Below are 15,367 nucleotides of genomic sequence, written 5' to 3'. Positions count from 1 at the left end.
CCTAGCGCTGCGCGATCGCGGTGCTGCGGTACGGCGGCAAGGCGTTCACGCTGACGCCCTTGCTGCGCGCGTACAGCGGCAGCACTTGCGCCATGTGGCTGTTCATCTGCGAGATGCGGTACTTGCCCGACGGGTGCGTCGAGAGGAATTCCGGCGGCGCGCCCTTGCTCACTGCCGCCATTTTCTGCCACAGCACCACGCCGGCGCGCGGGTCGAAGCCGGCACGCGCTGCCAGATCCATGCCGATCAGGTCCGCTTCGCGTTCGTCGTCGCGCGAGAATTTCAGCATCACGCCCTGCGCCGCCATATTGGTGGCGGTGCTGGTGATGCTTGGGTCGACGCCGAGCCAGGCCGACAGGCCGGCGCCGGCCAGCTTGGCGCCCACGGCGGCCAGGTTGCCCTTGCCCGCCTGCGCCTGCGAGTGTTCGCGCAGCGCGTGCGAGATTTCATGGCCCATGACGATGGCCACCTCGTCGTCGGTCAGATTCAGCTTGGTGATGATGCCGCTGTAAAAAGCGATCTGCCCGCCCGGCATGCAAAAGGCGTTGACCTGGTCGGAATTGAGCAGGTTGACTTGCCAGTTCCAGCTGGCCGCCGCCTCGTTCCAGCGCGTGGCGAACGGGATGATGCGCTGGGCGATGGCGCGCAAGCGTTTGACTTGCGGGTCGCTGTCGGGCACCAGCGCATTTTTTTCTTTCGCCTCGTTGACCAGCTGCGTGTATTGCTGCTTCGACTGTTCATTGAAATCGGCGCCGCCGGCAAAGATGCGCGAAGTCGACAAAGGACGCACCTTGATGCCATCCTGGACCGTCGCCTGCTGGGCGTGGACGGACAGGGGCGCCAGCGCGGTAGCCGCGCACAGGCTGGCCAGGGCGGCGTAACGTTTAAGGGATATTGGTGCCATTGGCAGACCTCCATGGAGCGATTTTAGGCAGCATCATCATGGCCGGGAAGGCCAGGAAGAAGCAGACGATGAAAAAGGAAAACCAGCCCAGCTCGGCGACGAGAAAACCCACCGAGGCGTTGATCAGGGTGCGCGGCACGGCGCTCAGGCTGGAAAACAGCGCGTATTGCGTGGCCGTGTAGCGCGGGTCCGTGGTGCGCGACAGGAAGGCGACAAAGGCGGCCGCGCCCAGGCCCAGGCTGGCAAAGGACTCGAAACCGATCACGGCGCTGAGCAGCATGGTATTTGCCCCCACCTGCGCCAGCCAGGCGAATCCCAGAATGGCGATCGCCTGCAGCGCGCCGAAGACCCACAGGCCGCGGTTGATGCCCAGCTTGAGCATCCACACGCCGCCCACCACGCCGCCGGCCAGGCTGGCCCAGAACCCCGTGGTGTTGGCGGCCAGGCCGATCTGCGTCATGCTAAAACCCAGGTCGAGATAAAACTTCGTCGCCAGCGCCGTGGCCATGCTGTCGCCGATCTTGTAGAGTAATACGAAGGCGAGGATCCACATTGCGTTACGCCAACCATCGCGCGCGATGAATTCCTGGAACGGCAGGATGATCGCTTCGCGCATGGTCTTCGGCGGCGAGCCGTAGACGGTGGGTTCCCGGATCAGCAAGGTGCACACAAGACCCGGCAGCATGAAGGCGGCCGTGATCCAGAACACGGGCTGCCACGGCATGCGGTCGGCCAGGATCAGCGACAGCGCGCCCGGTACCATGCCCGCCACTTTATACGCGTTGACGATGACGGCCGCGCCCAGTCCCTGCTCGTTGTCGCTGAGGATTTCGCGCCGGTAGGCGTCGATGACGATGTCCTGGCTGGCCGACAGAAAGGCCACGCCGCCGGCGGCAGCGGCGATCAGGCCGATCTGCGTGAGCGGATCCAGCATGCCCATGGCGCCGATGGAAAAGAACAGCGCCACTTGCGTGAGCGCCATCCAGCCGCGCCGGCGTCCCAGGCCCAGGATGCTGTAGCGGTCCATCAGGGGTGCCCACAGGAATTTCCAGATATACGGGAACTGCACCAGGGCGAACAGCCCCAGCGCTTTCACATTCAGGCCCGACTTGGCCAGCCATGCCTGCAGCAGATACAGCAGGATGAACAGGGGCAAACCGGAACTGAAGCCCAGCACCAGCACGGCCAGCATGCGGCCGTTGGCATACGAGCGCCAGCCTGGCGCCGGGCTTGCGTTCATCAATGCACCGCTTTTTTACGCAGGCGGAAGACGGCCAGGTCGCCGCGCAGGTTCGGCAGCACGGAGACCATTTTGCCTTCGGCCAGGGCCACGCATTCGATCACTTCCAGGCCGCATTCCTCGGCCAGTTCGCGGAAGTCGTTGATGGTGGCGCAGCGCACGTTGGGCGTGTCGTACCACTGGTAGGGCAGCGATTTGGACACGGGCATGCGCCCTTTCAGCAGCGCCACGCGGTGCGGCCAGTAGGCGAAGTTCGGGAACGAGACGATGGCCTCGGCGCCCACGCGCACGATGTCGCGCAACAGCGGCTCGACTTGCTTCATCATCTGCAGCGAGGACAGGCACAGCACCGTGTCGAAGCTGTTGTCGCCAAAGATGGCCAGGCCCTTTTCCATGTCCTGCTGGACCACGTTGACGCCGCGCTGCGTGCTGGCCAGTACCTTGTCGTCGGCGATCTCGATACCATAGCCGCTGCACTCCTTGTCGCTTTGCAGGTACTGCAGCATCACGCCGTCGCCGCAGCCCACGTCCAGCACATGCGCATTGTCCGGCACCCAGTGGGCGATGAAGGCCAGGTCGGGGCGCAGGGCGCTCAATTCGTCAAAAGTCATGCGATCTCCTTCGCGCCCTGGCGGACGGCGGTGTTCTGTACGGCGGCGGACGTGCCCGCAGCGATGTCGTTCCATACCTGGCCATAGTAGGCGCGCACCATGTTCATATAGCGCGGGTCTTCCAGCAGGAAGGCATCATGGCCGTGCGGCGCGTCGATCTCGGCATACGTCACCTGGCGGCGGTTGCAGACGAGCGCTTCGACGATCTCGCGGCTGCGCTCGGGCGAAAAGCGCCAGTCGGTGGAGAACGAGGCGAGGAAGAACTTCGCTTTCGTGCCCGACAGGGCCTTGGCCAGGTCGCCGCCATGCGCGCGCGCCGGATCGAAATAGTCGAGCGCCTTGGTGATCAATAAATACGTGTTGGCGTCGAAGTATTCGGAGAACTTGTCGCCCTGATAGCGCAGATACGATTCGATCTCGAAGTCGATGCCGAAGCCGAACTTGTAGTCACCCGTCTGCGCCGCGTCGCGCAGCTTGCGGCCGAATTTCTCGGCCATGTCGTCATTCGACAGATACGTGATGTGGCCCACCATGCGCGCCACGCGCAAGCCGTTCTTCGGCACCACGCCATGTGCATAAAAGTCGCCGCCACGGTAGTCGGGGTCGGACAGGATGGCCTGGCGCGCCACGTCGTTGAAGGCGATGTTTTGCGCCGACAGCTTGGCCGTCGAGGCGATCACCACGCAGTGGCGCAGGCGCTCGGGGAACATGATGCTCCACGCCAGCGCCTGCATGCCACCCAGCGAACCGCCCATCACGGCGGCGAACTGGGTGATGCCCAGCTCGTTGGCCAGGCGCGCCTGCGCGCTGACCCAGTCTTCCACCGTGACGACGGGGAAGCTGGCGCCATATGGCTTGCCGGTGGCGGGATTGGTGTGCATGGGGCCCGTCGAGCCGAAGCAGGAGCCCAGGTTATTGACGCCGATGACAAAGAATTTATTGGTGTCGAGCGGCTTGCCGGGACCGACCATATTGTCCCACCAGCCCGTGCTTTTCGGCTCGTCCGCATACACGCCGGCCACGTGGTGCGAGGCGTTCAGGGCGTGGCAGACCAGCACCGCGTTCGATTTGTCGGCGTTCAGGGTGCCGTAGGTTTCATACATCAACATATAGTCCTGCAGCGATGCGCCGCTTTGCAGCTGCAGGGGTTCCGCAAAGTACATGGTTTGCGGTGAAACGATTCCAATGGATGACATGTGTGTCGGTTTATAAAGGGGGTGGCCCCACGGGCCATGGTCGATGCAGCACCGCGATGATAGGTGCTGCAACTTTAACACCAGGACACATCATGCCGCGCGCGATGTGTCCTGATGCTGTTGAAGTGACAGTTTACATGAGCTGCAGTTGCTGGACAGCTTCCGCGATCACATTTGGCTCCATCGAACGCATAATTTTGCGCATTTGTGGTGCGATCAGCCCCAGGTCGCTGTTGAGGATCTCTTGCTTGACCGCCAACAGTTGCGCCGGGTGCATGGAAAACTCGCGCAAGCCCATGCCCAGCAGCAAGCGCGTGAGCTTCACGTCGCCTGCCATCTCGCCGCAGACGGCCACGTCGATGCCCGCCTTGTGGCCGGCGGCGATCGTCATGGAGATCAATTGCAGCACGGCCGGATGCAGCGGATTGTACAAATGCGCCACTTCGTAATCGACCCTGTCGATGGCCAAGGTGTACTGGATCAGGTCATTCGTGCCGATCGACAGGAAATCCATGCGCTTGACGAACATGGGCAGCGCCAGCGCGGCGGCGGGAATCTCGATCATGGCGCCCACTTCGACGTCGTCGTCGAACTTGACGCCCTCCTCGCGCAGGCTGGCCTTGGCTTGCGCGATCATGGCCAGCGACTGGTCGATTTCGAAAGCATGCGCCAGCATGGGGATCAGGATGCGCACCTTGCCAAAGGCGGAGGCGCGCAGGATGGCCCGCAGCTGTGTCAGGAACAATTGCGGCTCGGCCAGGCAATAGCGGATGGCGCGCAGGCCCAGGGCGGGATTCAAGGCCGTATGGTCGGCCTGGTCGAGCGGCTTGTCGGCGCCGATGTCGAGCGTGCGGATGGTGACCACCCGGCCCTTCATCGACTGCACCGTGTTGCGGTAGGCCTCGAACTGCTCGTCCTCGGTGGGAATCTTGTGGGCACGCCCCATGAACAGGAATTCCGAGCGGAACAGGCCCACGCCGCTGGCGCCGGACTCCAGGGCGAACGGGCAATCCTCGGGCAATTCGATATTCGCCAGCAGAGTGATGGGCGTGCCGCACTTGGTGACGGCCGGCGTCTTTTTCAGCTTGCCCAGCTTTTTGCGCGCGCGCTGCATGGCCGTCTGGCGCTCGCGGTACTGCTCCAGCACCAGGGCGCTGGGGTTGGCGATGACCACGCCGGCGTCGCCATCGATGATCAGCCAGTCGTCCTGGTCGATCAGCATCGAGGCCTGCGACATGCCGACGGCGGCGGGAATATCCAGGCTGCGCGCGACGATGGCCGTGTGCGAGTTCTGTCCGCCCACGTCGGTGATGAAGCCGATGAAGGAGCGGTCGCGGAACTGCAGCATGTCGGCCGGCGAGATGTCGTGCGCGACAACGATCATCTGCGCCATCAATTCATCTTCGGCGGCCGCCTTGGGCAGCAGCTGTTCCGTGCCCAGCAAGACTTTCAACACGCGTTCGGCCACTTGCTGGATGTCGGCCTTGCGCTCGCGCAGATACGGGTCTTCGATTTCATCGAACTGCGCCGACAATTCATCGATCTGCGTCAGCAGCGCCCACTCGGCGTTGTAATGGCGCTTGCGGATGATGTCGAGCGGCGCTTCGGAAATCATCGGGTCGGACAGGATCAGCGCGTGCACGTCAATGAAGGCGCCCAGCTCCGTGGGCGCATCCTTGGGCAGTTCGTTCCACAGGGTTTGCAGTTCCTTGTGGACGGTGGCGATGGCGCTTTGCAGGCGCTGGACTTCGGCTTCGATCTGTTCCTGGGCGACCAGGTAATGTTTGACGTCAAGGGCGGCCGGCGCCAGCAGATGCGCGCGGCCAATGGCGATGCCGCGGGAAACCGGGATGCCGTGGAGCGTGAAAGATGCCATGGGTTGACCTGTCGGAATGCGGCTGCGGCTGCGTTCGGCGGGCATTACTCGCCTTCGCCAAACCTGTCATTAATCAGGGCGGTCAATGCATCGACACATGCCTGTTCATCATCGCCGTCCGCTTCCAGGGTCACTTTCGCGCCCTTTCCGGCGGCCAGCATCATCACGCCCATGATGGATTTGGCGTTGATGCGGCGCGCGTTGCGGGTCAGCCAGACATCGCTCTTGAACTTGGCGGCCAACTGGGTGAATTTGGCGGAAGCGCGTGCGTGCAGTCCCAGCTTGTTGATGATTTCGAGTTCTTTTTGAATCATTTTTGTATAGTCTCTATCCCTGAATGCACTGCGTTGATGACCGCCCTGGCCGATAAAATCCGCCGCCTTCAGGGCGGCGGCCATGATTGTTTCCCTACTCGCCCACGCGAATGCGGTTGTCGACGCGCACGGCGCCGCTCTGCGCGCCGGCCAGCGCCATCTCCACCACCACGTCAAGCGAGTCGCGGCGATAGGTGATGGCGCGCAGCAGCATCGGCAGGCTGATGCCGGCGATGACTTCCACGCGCCCCGCATCGGCCAGCTTGTTGCAGCAGTTCGATGGCGTGCCGCCCTTCACATCGGTAATCACCAGCACGCCGGAACCATCGTCAAGGCGGCAGATGGCTTCCGATGCCAGCTTTTGCACTTCGGCCAGGTCCTGGTCGGCGACGACGTCGATGGCTTCAAAGCGTTCCGTTGGCCCGCGAAACACATGCGCGCAGGCGGCGATGAAAGCCTGCCCCAGCGGTGCGTGTGTCATGAGCAAAATCCCTACCATATGCATTTCACCTTGTTATTGTTGCCGGTCGCCGCTTAACGCTGCTGCGTCTGCGCAACGCCATGCTCGACGGCGTCGATAAACATGGCGGCCACGTCAAAACCGGTCTGCTGCATGATTTCCTGGAAACAGGTCGGACTGGTGACGTTGACCTCCGTCAGGTAGTCGCCGATCACGTCCAATCCTACCAGCATCAGGCCGCGCGCGGCCAGGATTGGGCCCAGCTTTTCAGCGATTTCCAGGTCGCGCGCCGTCAATGGCTGCGCCACGCCCGTGCCGCCGGCGGCCAGGTTGCCGCGCACTTCGCCCGCTTGCGGGATGCGCGCCAGCGAAAACGGCACCGGTTTGCCGCCGATGACGAGGATGCGCTTGTCGCCCTTGACGATGTCGGCGATGAAGCGCTGCGCCATGATGGTCTGCGCGCCGTTCTCGCTCAAGGTCTCGATGATGGCGCCCAGGTTCAGGCCGTCGGCCTTGACGCGGAAGATGCCCGTGCCGCCCATGCCGTCGAGCGGCTTGAAGATGACGTCCTGGTGCTTGGCGTGGAAGGCGCGCAGGCGCGCTTCGTTCGACGTCACCAGGGTGGGTGAAGTGAATTCGGAAAACTGCGCGATGGCCAGCTTTTCATTGTTGTCGCGGATGGCGGACGGCTTGTTGAAGACGCAGGCGCCCTGCTTTTCCGCCAGTTCCAGCAGATACGTGCCGTACACATATTCCATGTCGAACGGCGGGTCCTTGCGCTCGATGATGGCGTCCAGCGCCGACAGCCGCACTTCTTCCGTGGAAACGACCTTGTACCAGTCGTGCTCGTCACCGGTCAGCTCGATGTGCTTGACCAGTGCCGTGACGATGCCCTCTTCCAGCGCCATATCCTTCTGTTCGAAGGCGTACACGGCGTGGCCGCGTCTGGCCGCCTCGCGCATCATGGCGAAGGTGGAATCTTTGTAAGTCTTGAAGCCTGCCAGCGGGTCGGCGAGGAATGCAATTTTCATGAGTCGGTCCAATCGGGGTGCCTGGGTAATGCCTGATTCTAGCCGAGATCGCCAGGCGGGGTTTTCAGCCCGCCCGGCAAGTCTCATTGGTGGCTCAATACACCTCGGGATTCGGGTCCGTGCGTTCCATTTCGAGCGACGCGGCCAGCAAGGCCAGGCGCGCCACCACGCCATACACGTAGAAGCGGTTCGGCGCGGCCGTGCCCGGCTTGGCCTTCAAGTCCGGCACGGCATGCTGCTGGGCAAAGGCCAGCGGCACGTACTGCGAGCCGGGCGCGTTCAGGTTCTGGTCCACGCCTTTTTCCGCGTGCACGCGGTAGAAGCCGCCCACCACGTAGCGGTCGATCATGTAGACGACAGGTTCGGCCACCGCATCCTTGATGCTTTCAAAGGTCGGCACGCCTTCCTGGATGATGACGTCGGTGACGACCTTGCCGTCCTTGACGATGGACATCTTATCGCGCTGCTTGCGCGACAGATCGCGCACTTCGCTGGCGTCGCGCACGGTCATGATGCCGGTGCCATACGTGCCCGCATCGGGCTTGACGATGACGAACGGCTTTTCCTTGATGCCGTATTCCTTGTATTTCTTGCGGATCTTGGCCAGCAGCACGTCGACGCTGGCGGCAAGCGCGTCTTCGCCCTCGCCTTCCTGGAAATTGACGTCGCTGCACTTGGCGTGGAAGGGGTTGAGCATCCACGGATCGACATCGATCATCTTGCCGAACTTTTTCACCACTTCATCGTAGGCCGTGTAGTGGTTGCTCTTGCGGCGCAAGGCCCAGCCCGCGTGCAAGGGCGGCAGCAGGCTTTGCTCATGGATATTTTGCAAGATATCGGGAATGCCATCCGACAAGTCGTTATTCAGCAGGATGGTGCACGGATCGAAATCCTTCAAACCCAGGCGACGGCCATTGTTCAGGCGCACGAGGGGTTCGATGACGAGCATGTTGCCGTCGGGCAGCGCCAACGGTGTCGGCTGGGTAATTTCCGGCGACCAGGAACCGAAGCGCACGTGCAAGCCCGTCTGGCGGAAGATCTGCATCAATCGCGCCACGTTCTGCAGATATTGCGGCGTGGTGTTGTGCAATTCCGGCACGATCAGCAAGTTGCGGGCGTCCGGGCAATACTTGTCGATGGCGGCCATGGCCGCTTGCACGGACAGGGGCAGCATTTCCGTGGCCAGGTTATGGAAACCGCCGGGGAACAGATTGGTATCGACGGGCGCCAGCTTGTAGCCGGCGTTGCGCAAATCGACTGAGCAATAGAAGGGCGGCGTGTGCTCTTGCCACTCCATGCGGAACCAGCGCTCAATGGCCGGCGTCGCGGCCAGAATCTTTTTTTCGAGGTCGAGCAGCGGTCCGGTCAGGGCCGTGACGAGATGGGGAACCATAGTTACATCCTTAAATTATGTGCAGTAATCGAAAAGCACACAGACTGCCGACTATATTACCGTGTAAGTACCCCAAATCGGGGCAAAAGCCTTGTTTTAAAGACCTTTTCCATTCGCATAACGAAAAAAAGGCGCCTCGATGAGGCGCCTTTTCAAGCAAAACAACGCTGGCACGCTACGCCGGGGGCGTCGGCGTGCCAGAAAATCAACACTTAACCATGATATGCCTGCTCGCCGTGGCTGGTGATATCGAGGCCTTCGCGCTCTTCTTCTTCCGGTACGCGCAGGCCGATGACGACGTCAACCAGTTTATAGGCGATGACGGAAACCACGGCCGACCAGATGATGGTGGTGCCGACAGCCTGCGCCTGCACCCACACCTGATGGCCGATCGAGTACGGGTCAGCCGACATCTTGTTGGTCACATAATCGAAGATGCCCTGGCCGCCCAGTTGTGGCGCGGCAAACACGCCCGTCAGCAAGGCACCGAGGATACCTCCCACGCCATGCACGCCGAACACGTCGAGCGAATCGTCGGCGCCGATCAGGCGTTTCAGGCCATTCACGCCCCACAGGCAGACGATACCGGCCAGCAAGCCGATGACCAGGCCGCCCATCGGGCCGACGAAACCGGCGGCCGGGGTGATCGCCACCAGGCCGGCAACGGCACCGGAAGCGCCGCCGAGCATGGAAGGCTTGCCCTTGGTGATCCACTCGCCGAAGACCCACGACAGGGTAGCGGCGGCCGTGGCCAGCAGGGTGTTGACGAATGCCAGGGCGGCAACGTCGCCCGCTTCCAGCGAGGAGCCGGCATTGAAACCGAACCAGCCCACCCACAGCAGGGAAGCGCCGATCATGGTCATCGTCAGCGAATGCGGCGCCATCGATTCACGGCCATAGCCGACGCGCTTGCCGATCATCACGGCGCCCACCAGGCCGGCGATAGCGGCATTGATGTGCACCACGGTGCCGCCGGCGAAGTCCAGCGCGCCTTTTTGCCAGATCCAGCCAGCCTTGGCCGCTTCCGTCGCGGCGGTTGCCGCATCGGTAATCAGGTCAGGACCGGTCCAGAACCAGACCATGTGGGCCGCTGGCAGGTAGGCAAAGGTGAACCACAGCACGATGAAGGCCAGCACGGCGGAAAACTTGGCGCGTTCGGCAAAGGCGCCGACGATCAGCGAGCAGGTAATCGCGGCAAACGTGCCCTGGAAGGCGACAAAGACGAACTCGGGAATGACGACGCCCTTGCTGAAGGTGGCGGCGGCGGCAAACGTGCCTTTCACCGGATCCCAGATGCCATTCAGGAACAGGCGGTCGAAGCCACCGAAGAACGCGGTTTTTTCCGTGAAGGCGACCGAATAGCCATAGATGCACCACAGCACCACCACCAGGGCAAACACCATGAACACTTGCATCAGCACGGACAGCATGTTCTTCGAGCGCACCAGGCCGCCGTAAAACAGGGCCAGGCCGGGGATCGTCATCAGGATCACCAGCAAGGTGGAAATCATCATGAAACTGGTGTCGCCCTTGTTGGCGACGGGCGCGGCCGCTGGGGCCGGTGCCGCGGCAGCAGGAGCAGGCGCTGCCGCTGCCGGTGCGGCGGCAGGCGCGGCTGCGTCAGGCGCAGGTGTCACGGCAGGGGTGGCGACGGCCGCCGTCGCTGCCGCGTCCGGTTTGGCCGGCGCATCGGCAAAACTCGGGGCGGCGACGCCAAACGCACACAGACAGGCAAACCCAGCTAGCAATTTTGTTATATTTTTACGCATCAATATTCCCCTTAGAGCGCTTCGTTGCCGGTTTCACCGGTACGGATGCGGATGACTTGTTCCAGGTTGTAGACGAAAATCTTGCCATCGCCGATTTTACCGGTACGCGCGGCGCCTTCGATCGCCTCGATGGCCTGGTCGACGATGGCGTCATCGACAGCCGCTTCAATTTTGGTTTTCGGCAGGAAATCGACGACATACTCGGCGCCACGGTACAGTTCCGTGTGGCCTTTCTGGCGGCCAAAACCCTTGACTTCCGTGACGGTAATGCCTTGTACATTGATAGCCGACAAGGCTTCGCGCACTTCATCGAGTTTGAACGGTTTAATGATTGCAGTAATCATTTTCATGGCAGTCTCGCTTAAAAGGTTTTAGAAACAGTCAATACGAGGCCGAGCTTCGCCAGATTTTTGCCGTTAGGCGCCAGCGACGTGATGTCGGCACGGACGGCAGCGAGCGACACGGTGGCGATACCCGGGAAATCCTTGGTCACGCCCAGTTTGTAGTCGTAATAGCTGAGCGAGCTGTTGTGCTTGACACTTTGATGGCCCACGTGCAGGTTGAAGGTGTAGTCGTCATACAGTGGCACGTTCAGGCCGGCATCGATATAGCCGCTGTTTTTGCTGTCGGCCACGCCGAACAGATTGGTCGTCGAGTGCGAATACTTGATGTAGGCGGGACCGAAACCCACCTGGCCATACAGTTCAAAGGTATTGGCATTCGTGCTCAGGCCATTCGATGGGTAGAAGTAATACAGGCCGCCCACATCGTAAGTGATCCCCGGCGCAAACTCGCCACGCTTGCCGCCATACACATCCCATTCCACGTTCGTATCGCCGCCGCCATCCTTGATCCATTTGATGCTCGACAGCCAGGTGCCCGCATACAGGCCGGTCGGGTTATGGGTATAGTCGGCGCCGCCGCTGATGGCTGGCTTGAGACGGGTTTGCGACAGGCCACGGTAGCGGTAGTCGCTGGTCAGCGCCACGTTATAGCTCACCACGTTATAGGGTACCGCTTCGGCAGCAGCGGGGGCCGCCACCACTTCCTCGGCCATGGCGCTGCCGCACAAGGCGGTCATGGCCAATGTCAACGCTGCTGCTAAAGTCATGTTCTTGGACAGATTCTTCATGGCGATTCCCTTTTATTGAACTTTTAAAGCGGTTGAGGTTTAAAATCTTGGCTGGAGATCACAAAGCGTTCATAACCTTCTTTAGCAGAATACGTGCCAGCTCTTTGTCACCTTGACAGCGGCATTTCCGCCCACACATACCCTGCAAGCCTCTGGGCATGCGGATCGGCACTGCTAAAACGTTGTGGATTTGCCCAGTTTCGCACCAAATTAACGCCGCTGTGCACCGCAATGGTGCGATGCACAGGCCGCACCATAAAAGGACTGACCATGGACATGAATACCTTCTTTAACGACCTGCAAGGCAAGATTCACCAAGCCATCGAAAACTCGCCTGCCAAGGATATCGAGAAGAACGTGAAATCGATGATGACCCAGGGCTTCGCCCGCCTGGATCTGGTCACGCGCGAGGAATTCGATATCCAGGCGCAAGTCCTGGCCAAGACACGCGCCAAGCTCGATGCACTGGAATTGCGCGTGATCGAACTGGAAACGCGTTTGAACGAGACCAAAGCGTAAAAGATGGTGCGGCAGGGCGCCGTTATCGGCCGCCTTGCTGGCGCACCTCAAGCCGCGAGCCTGTTCAAGGGCTAGACTGATCCTGCCCGCGCCTGCGGTGCAGGGGAATCTGATGAGCCTGGCAGTCCTGAAAAGCCGCGCCCTGGCCGGCATGGAGGCGCCCGAGGTGAACGTCGAAGTCCACCTTGCCAATGGCTTGCCGTCCTTTACGATTGTCGGCCTGCCGGATACGGAAGTGAAGGAATCGCGCGACCGCGTGCGGGCCGCACTGCAAAACTGCGGCTTTGAAATGCCGGCGCGGCGCATCACGGCCAACCTGGCGCCGGCGGATCTGCCCAAGGAATCCGGGCGTTTCGACTTGCCCATCGCCTTGGGCATCCTGGCCGCCTCCGGCCAAATGCCGGGCGACCAATTCCACCTGTATGAATTCGCGGGCGAACTGTCGCTGTCAGGCCAGTTGCGTCCCATTCGCGGCGCGCTGGCCATGACGTTCGCCATGCAGCGCGACAAGACTGGCGCAGCACGCGCCTTCATCCTGCCGCAGGCGAATGCCGACGAAGCCGCCCTGGTCAGCGCGGCCTGCATCTATCCCGCGCACAGCTTGCTCGAGGTATGCGCCCACTTCGCCGTGCACGACCGCCAGGCGGCCCTGCAGCGTCACCAGCCCACGCTGGCTCCGCCTGCTTTTTCATATCCCGACTTTGCCGATGTACAAGGCCAACATCAGGCGCGGCGGGCACTGGAAGTGGCGGCCGCCGGCGGCCACAATGTCCTGATGATCGGTCCGCCCGGTGCCGGCAAGACCATGCTGGCCAGCCGTTTTCCCGGCGTTCTGCCGCCGATGAGCGACGAAGAAGCGCTGGAATCGGCGGCCGTGCACTCGCTGGGCGGCCATTTCAAGGTGGAGCACTGGAAACGCCGCCCCTACCGCGCACCGCATCAGACAGCATCCGGCGTGGCCCTGGTCGGTGGCGGCTGTGAGTTTTTGAAATAACTGCGACATTGTTGAAATAAGTGCGATAATAATTCCACACATCAACATTTCTTCGTCGTCTACGGTGATCTGCTGTTAAGCAAGCCAGCCGAACGGCGTGCCTAGCATGCAGATTACGTTCAATCAAAAGTTCAAGAAGGTCAAGTCAACGATCCGGATCAAAAACTCTCTGGAGTTCGGGGATGACGCAATGGTTGTATGGTGGTACTCCGGCTTTTACAAGAACATAAATGCTGAGTCACAACCGCTGGTGCTAGTTCATTTTAGAAAGTACATCTCTCCGGGTGTTTTCGGACCGATCGTGCACAGAACGATACCGCTTACCTCTCTTGGGCAGGCCCGTATCGGCACCATGTGGAAGCATGACCGCTGCAGGGCGGAGATCGATGCAACTCCAGAAAAATTCATCGTGAACTTCGATGAAGGAAGGTGGCGCTTTGTATCTTTAGATCAAGCAAGGAAGGAGCGACGTGCACCACCATTTTCACAAGCTGACTATCCCCTGCAGCGCGAGAACGATGCAAATTGGATGATAGAACTTGACTTGCAGGACGGTCGCAAACTGCTGGTGCCATGTATTGAGTTCTTTGCCCGTTGCTATGGCCGCTCTGGAGAACTCAAGCGTATTGTCGCAACCTATCCTTGGAGTGGCGTTGCTGACTCAGCGATACGAAGGCTGTACGCTCCGCTTGCTGAACCTGAAGACCCACCAAACTGGAAAGTCCGTTTACGTCGCAGGATGTTGAATGGCGATGTTGTGTTCCTCGCTCATGCTAAATACGATCCGTACACCACAAAGGTAACGAAAAGAATTAACGCTGAACTACAAGAAAAGTTTGATCCAAAGCGATGGATACCCGCGTTTGTTAAAATTGCACCTTGGTTCGAGGGGCCGGCGGAGCTTTCTGTCATCGGCCACAGCGTTGATGGCGGCAAGTCGTTTTTAGCCCAAAATATCGTTGGCATGAGCGATCCGTCAGGTGAACAAATTTACCGTGGCCGAGAAAATAGTAATAAAGCCGATGCGCCGGCACCGGACGGAAGCCCAGAGGCTTGGGCAGGCGCTCCAGAGAAACTTCTCAACAACGGTAAAATTATTGATCTAACCGGTGATGGTGAGCCTGATGGTGACTCCCCACCAGTCGAGGTACAAGACCCTGATTTTGTCATATTAGGGCCACAGAGGCCGGTAATTGACATCAGAGCAGCACAAGCAACAACAACGGCAGGGAAACATGGAACAGGTAACGATTCCTCGATGTTCTCGGCAGGTGAGGAATACGGTAGCGATAAAGGTATCGGTTACGCCTCGATACATGCGCCCCAGACGTATGAATCAAACGGCATTTTGCATGATATGTGGGAAGCCATGGGGAGCTTGCAACGCAAACGCCCAGATATGATCCATTCACTTTCCTGGTTCAGTTTTGAGGGGCGGTTCAGCTCATCTCCAGACTATAAATTGATTCCGTTCATACCTTTTGACAGTGACGAGAATGTTCCGACCAGAGCGAGGCGGTTTGCATACGTAGATCCGCCAAAACCCGATCCACGAGGCTTCCTTGTTGCCAGACTCGTTTTATCTGACGGCCCCATATACATCATCGAACTGCAGCGCCGGCCAAAGCTAGTCAAAGCTAAAGACGGCGAGATCAAAGAGGGAGAAGATCAGTTCCAAGGTCTGGTTTTCCGACTGGATGACGATAGGATGCTAGAGGTTTGGATACGGTACTTTAGGACGCATGTTCGCTATGTGTATGGCGTAGTCCGGCGCCTCATCGAAAAATGTCCCGGGGAAGCCGACTCGTTCTCCCATATGACACCTACCAAGCTTGTTGAAGATTGTTTTCCATGTGAGGGAACCGTCCTCAAGGCGATTAGCAAGGTCAAAAGGAAAGGTTAGCAAGGTGCGGCCGCAGCCCGCGCCT

The 15,367-nt window shown here is 60.4% G+C and carries 14 protein-coding genes and 1 pseudogene; 3 read left to right on the top strand and 12 right to left on the bottom strand.

Annotated elements, in window-relative coordinates; genetic code table 11:
* Window position 1: 1 nt before the first annotated feature.
* The 12 genes from ACQ4WR_RS19435 to ACQ4WR_RS19380 form a co-directional block, all read right to left on the bottom strand.
* Window positions 2–904 carry a M48 family metallopeptidase gene (locus tag ACQ4WR_RS19435; RefSeq protein ID WP_436489320.1) on the bottom strand — a complete coding sequence of 301 codons (903 nt, stop codon included), beginning with the start codon at window positions 902–904 and terminating at the stop codon, window positions 2–4.
* Window positions 885–2,144 (bottom strand): AmpG family muropeptide MFS transporter, encoded by a 1,260-nt coding sequence (locus tag ACQ4WR_RS19430; RefSeq protein WP_102296320.1) that lies wholly within the window; start codon window positions 2,142–2,144, stop codon window positions 885–887. Before ACQ4WR_RS19430 ends, ACQ4WR_RS19435 begins: the two co-directional genes overlap by 20 nt.
* The gene (gene metW / locus ACQ4WR_RS19425) at window positions 2,144–2,755 is read right to left on the bottom strand and encodes a methionine biosynthesis protein MetW (protein ID WP_436489319.1); all 612 of its coding nucleotides are present in this window, start codon (window positions 2,753–2,755) and stop codon (window positions 2,144–2,146) included. The genes ACQ4WR_RS19430 and metW overlap by 1 nt, the downstream gene beginning before the upstream one ends.
* Entirely contained in the window at window positions 2,752–3,951 is a 1,200-nt protein-coding gene (metX, locus tag ACQ4WR_RS19420) for a homoserine O-succinyltransferase MetX (RefSeq protein ID WP_436489317.1), read from the bottom strand. The genes metW and metX overlap by 4 nt, the downstream gene beginning before the upstream one ends.
* A 133-nt stretch (window positions 3,952–4,084) precedes the next feature.
* Window positions 4,085–5,827 (bottom strand): phosphoenolpyruvate--protein phosphotransferase, encoded by a 1,743-nt coding sequence (gene ptsP, locus ACQ4WR_RS19415; protein WP_436489315.1) that lies wholly within the window; start codon window positions 5,825–5,827, stop codon window positions 4,085–4,087.
* A gap of 44 nt (window positions 5,828–5,871) precedes the next feature.
* Window positions 5,872–6,141: an HPr family phosphocarrier protein gene (locus tag ACQ4WR_RS19410; protein WP_092803603.1), complete on the bottom strand. Its 270-nt coding sequence runs from the start codon at window positions 6,139–6,141 to the stop codon at window positions 5,872–5,874.
* Window positions 6,142–6,235: 94 nt separating this feature from the next.
* Window positions 6,236–6,640 (bottom strand): PTS sugar transporter subunit IIA, encoded by a 405-nt coding sequence (locus ACQ4WR_RS19405; RefSeq protein WP_131376741.1) that lies wholly within the window; start codon window positions 6,638–6,640, stop codon window positions 6,236–6,238.
* 35 nt (window positions 6,641–6,675) lie between these two features.
* Window positions 6,676–7,632 (bottom strand): glutathione synthase, encoded by a 957-nt coding sequence (gene gshB / locus ACQ4WR_RS19400; RefSeq protein WP_436489312.1) that lies wholly within the window; start codon window positions 7,630–7,632, stop codon window positions 6,676–6,678.
* 94 nt (window positions 7,633–7,726) lie between these two features.
* The gene (gshA, locus tag ACQ4WR_RS19395) at window positions 7,727–9,025 is read right to left on the bottom strand and encodes a glutamate--cysteine ligase (RefSeq protein ID WP_070222828.1); all 1,299 of its coding nucleotides are present in this window, start codon (window positions 9,023–9,025) and stop codon (window positions 7,727–7,729) included.
* A gap of 212 nt (window positions 9,026–9,237) precedes the next feature.
* Window positions 9,238–10,794 carry an ammonium transporter gene (locus ACQ4WR_RS19390; protein ID WP_436489310.1) on the bottom strand — a complete coding sequence of 519 codons (1,557 nt, stop codon included), beginning with the start codon at window positions 10,792–10,794 and terminating at the stop codon, window positions 9,238–9,240.
* 11 nt (window positions 10,795–10,805) lie between these two features.
* Window positions 10,806–11,144 (bottom strand): P-II family nitrogen regulator, encoded by a 339-nt coding sequence (locus ACQ4WR_RS19385; protein ID WP_010393464.1) that lies wholly within the window; start codon window positions 11,142–11,144, stop codon window positions 10,806–10,808.
* Between the two features lie 11 nt (window positions 11,145–11,155).
* The gene (locus ACQ4WR_RS19380) at window positions 11,156–11,926 is read right to left on the bottom strand and encodes a TorF family putative porin (protein WP_436489308.1); all 771 of its coding nucleotides are present in this window, start codon (window positions 11,924–11,926) and stop codon (window positions 11,156–11,158) included.
* A gap of 270 nt (window positions 11,927–12,196) precedes the next feature.
* On the opposite strand from ACQ4WR_RS19380, the gene ACQ4WR_RS19375 reads away from it, so the two are divergent.
* The 3 genes and pseudogenes from ACQ4WR_RS19375 (at window position 12,197) to ACQ4WR_RS19365 (ending at window position 15,342) form a co-directional block, all read left to right on the top strand.
* Window positions 12,197–12,445: an accessory factor UbiK family protein gene (locus ACQ4WR_RS19375; RefSeq protein ID WP_102296310.1), complete on the top strand. Its 249-nt coding sequence runs from the start codon at window positions 12,197–12,199 to the stop codon at window positions 12,443–12,445.
* A gap of 112 nt (window positions 12,446–12,557) precedes the next feature.
* Window positions 12,558–13,421: pseudogene (locus ACQ4WR_RS19370) on the top strand (YifB family Mg chelatase-like AAA ATPase); the annotation flags it as partial.
* Window positions 13,422–13,545: 124 nt separating this feature from the next.
* The gene (locus ACQ4WR_RS19365) at window positions 13,546–15,342 is read left to right on the top strand and encodes a hypothetical protein (protein ID WP_436489305.1); all 1,797 of its coding nucleotides are present in this window, start codon (window positions 13,546–13,548) and stop codon (window positions 15,340–15,342) included.
* Window positions 15,343–15,367 lie beyond the last annotated feature (25 nt).

The sequence above is a fragment of the Janthinobacterium amylolyticum genome (genome assembly GCF_051380655.1).
Classification (GTDB): Bacteria; Pseudomonadota; Gammaproteobacteria; order Burkholderiales; family Burkholderiaceae_D; genus Janthinobacterium.
This window is presented reverse-complemented; position numbering and strand designations above follow the sequence as displayed.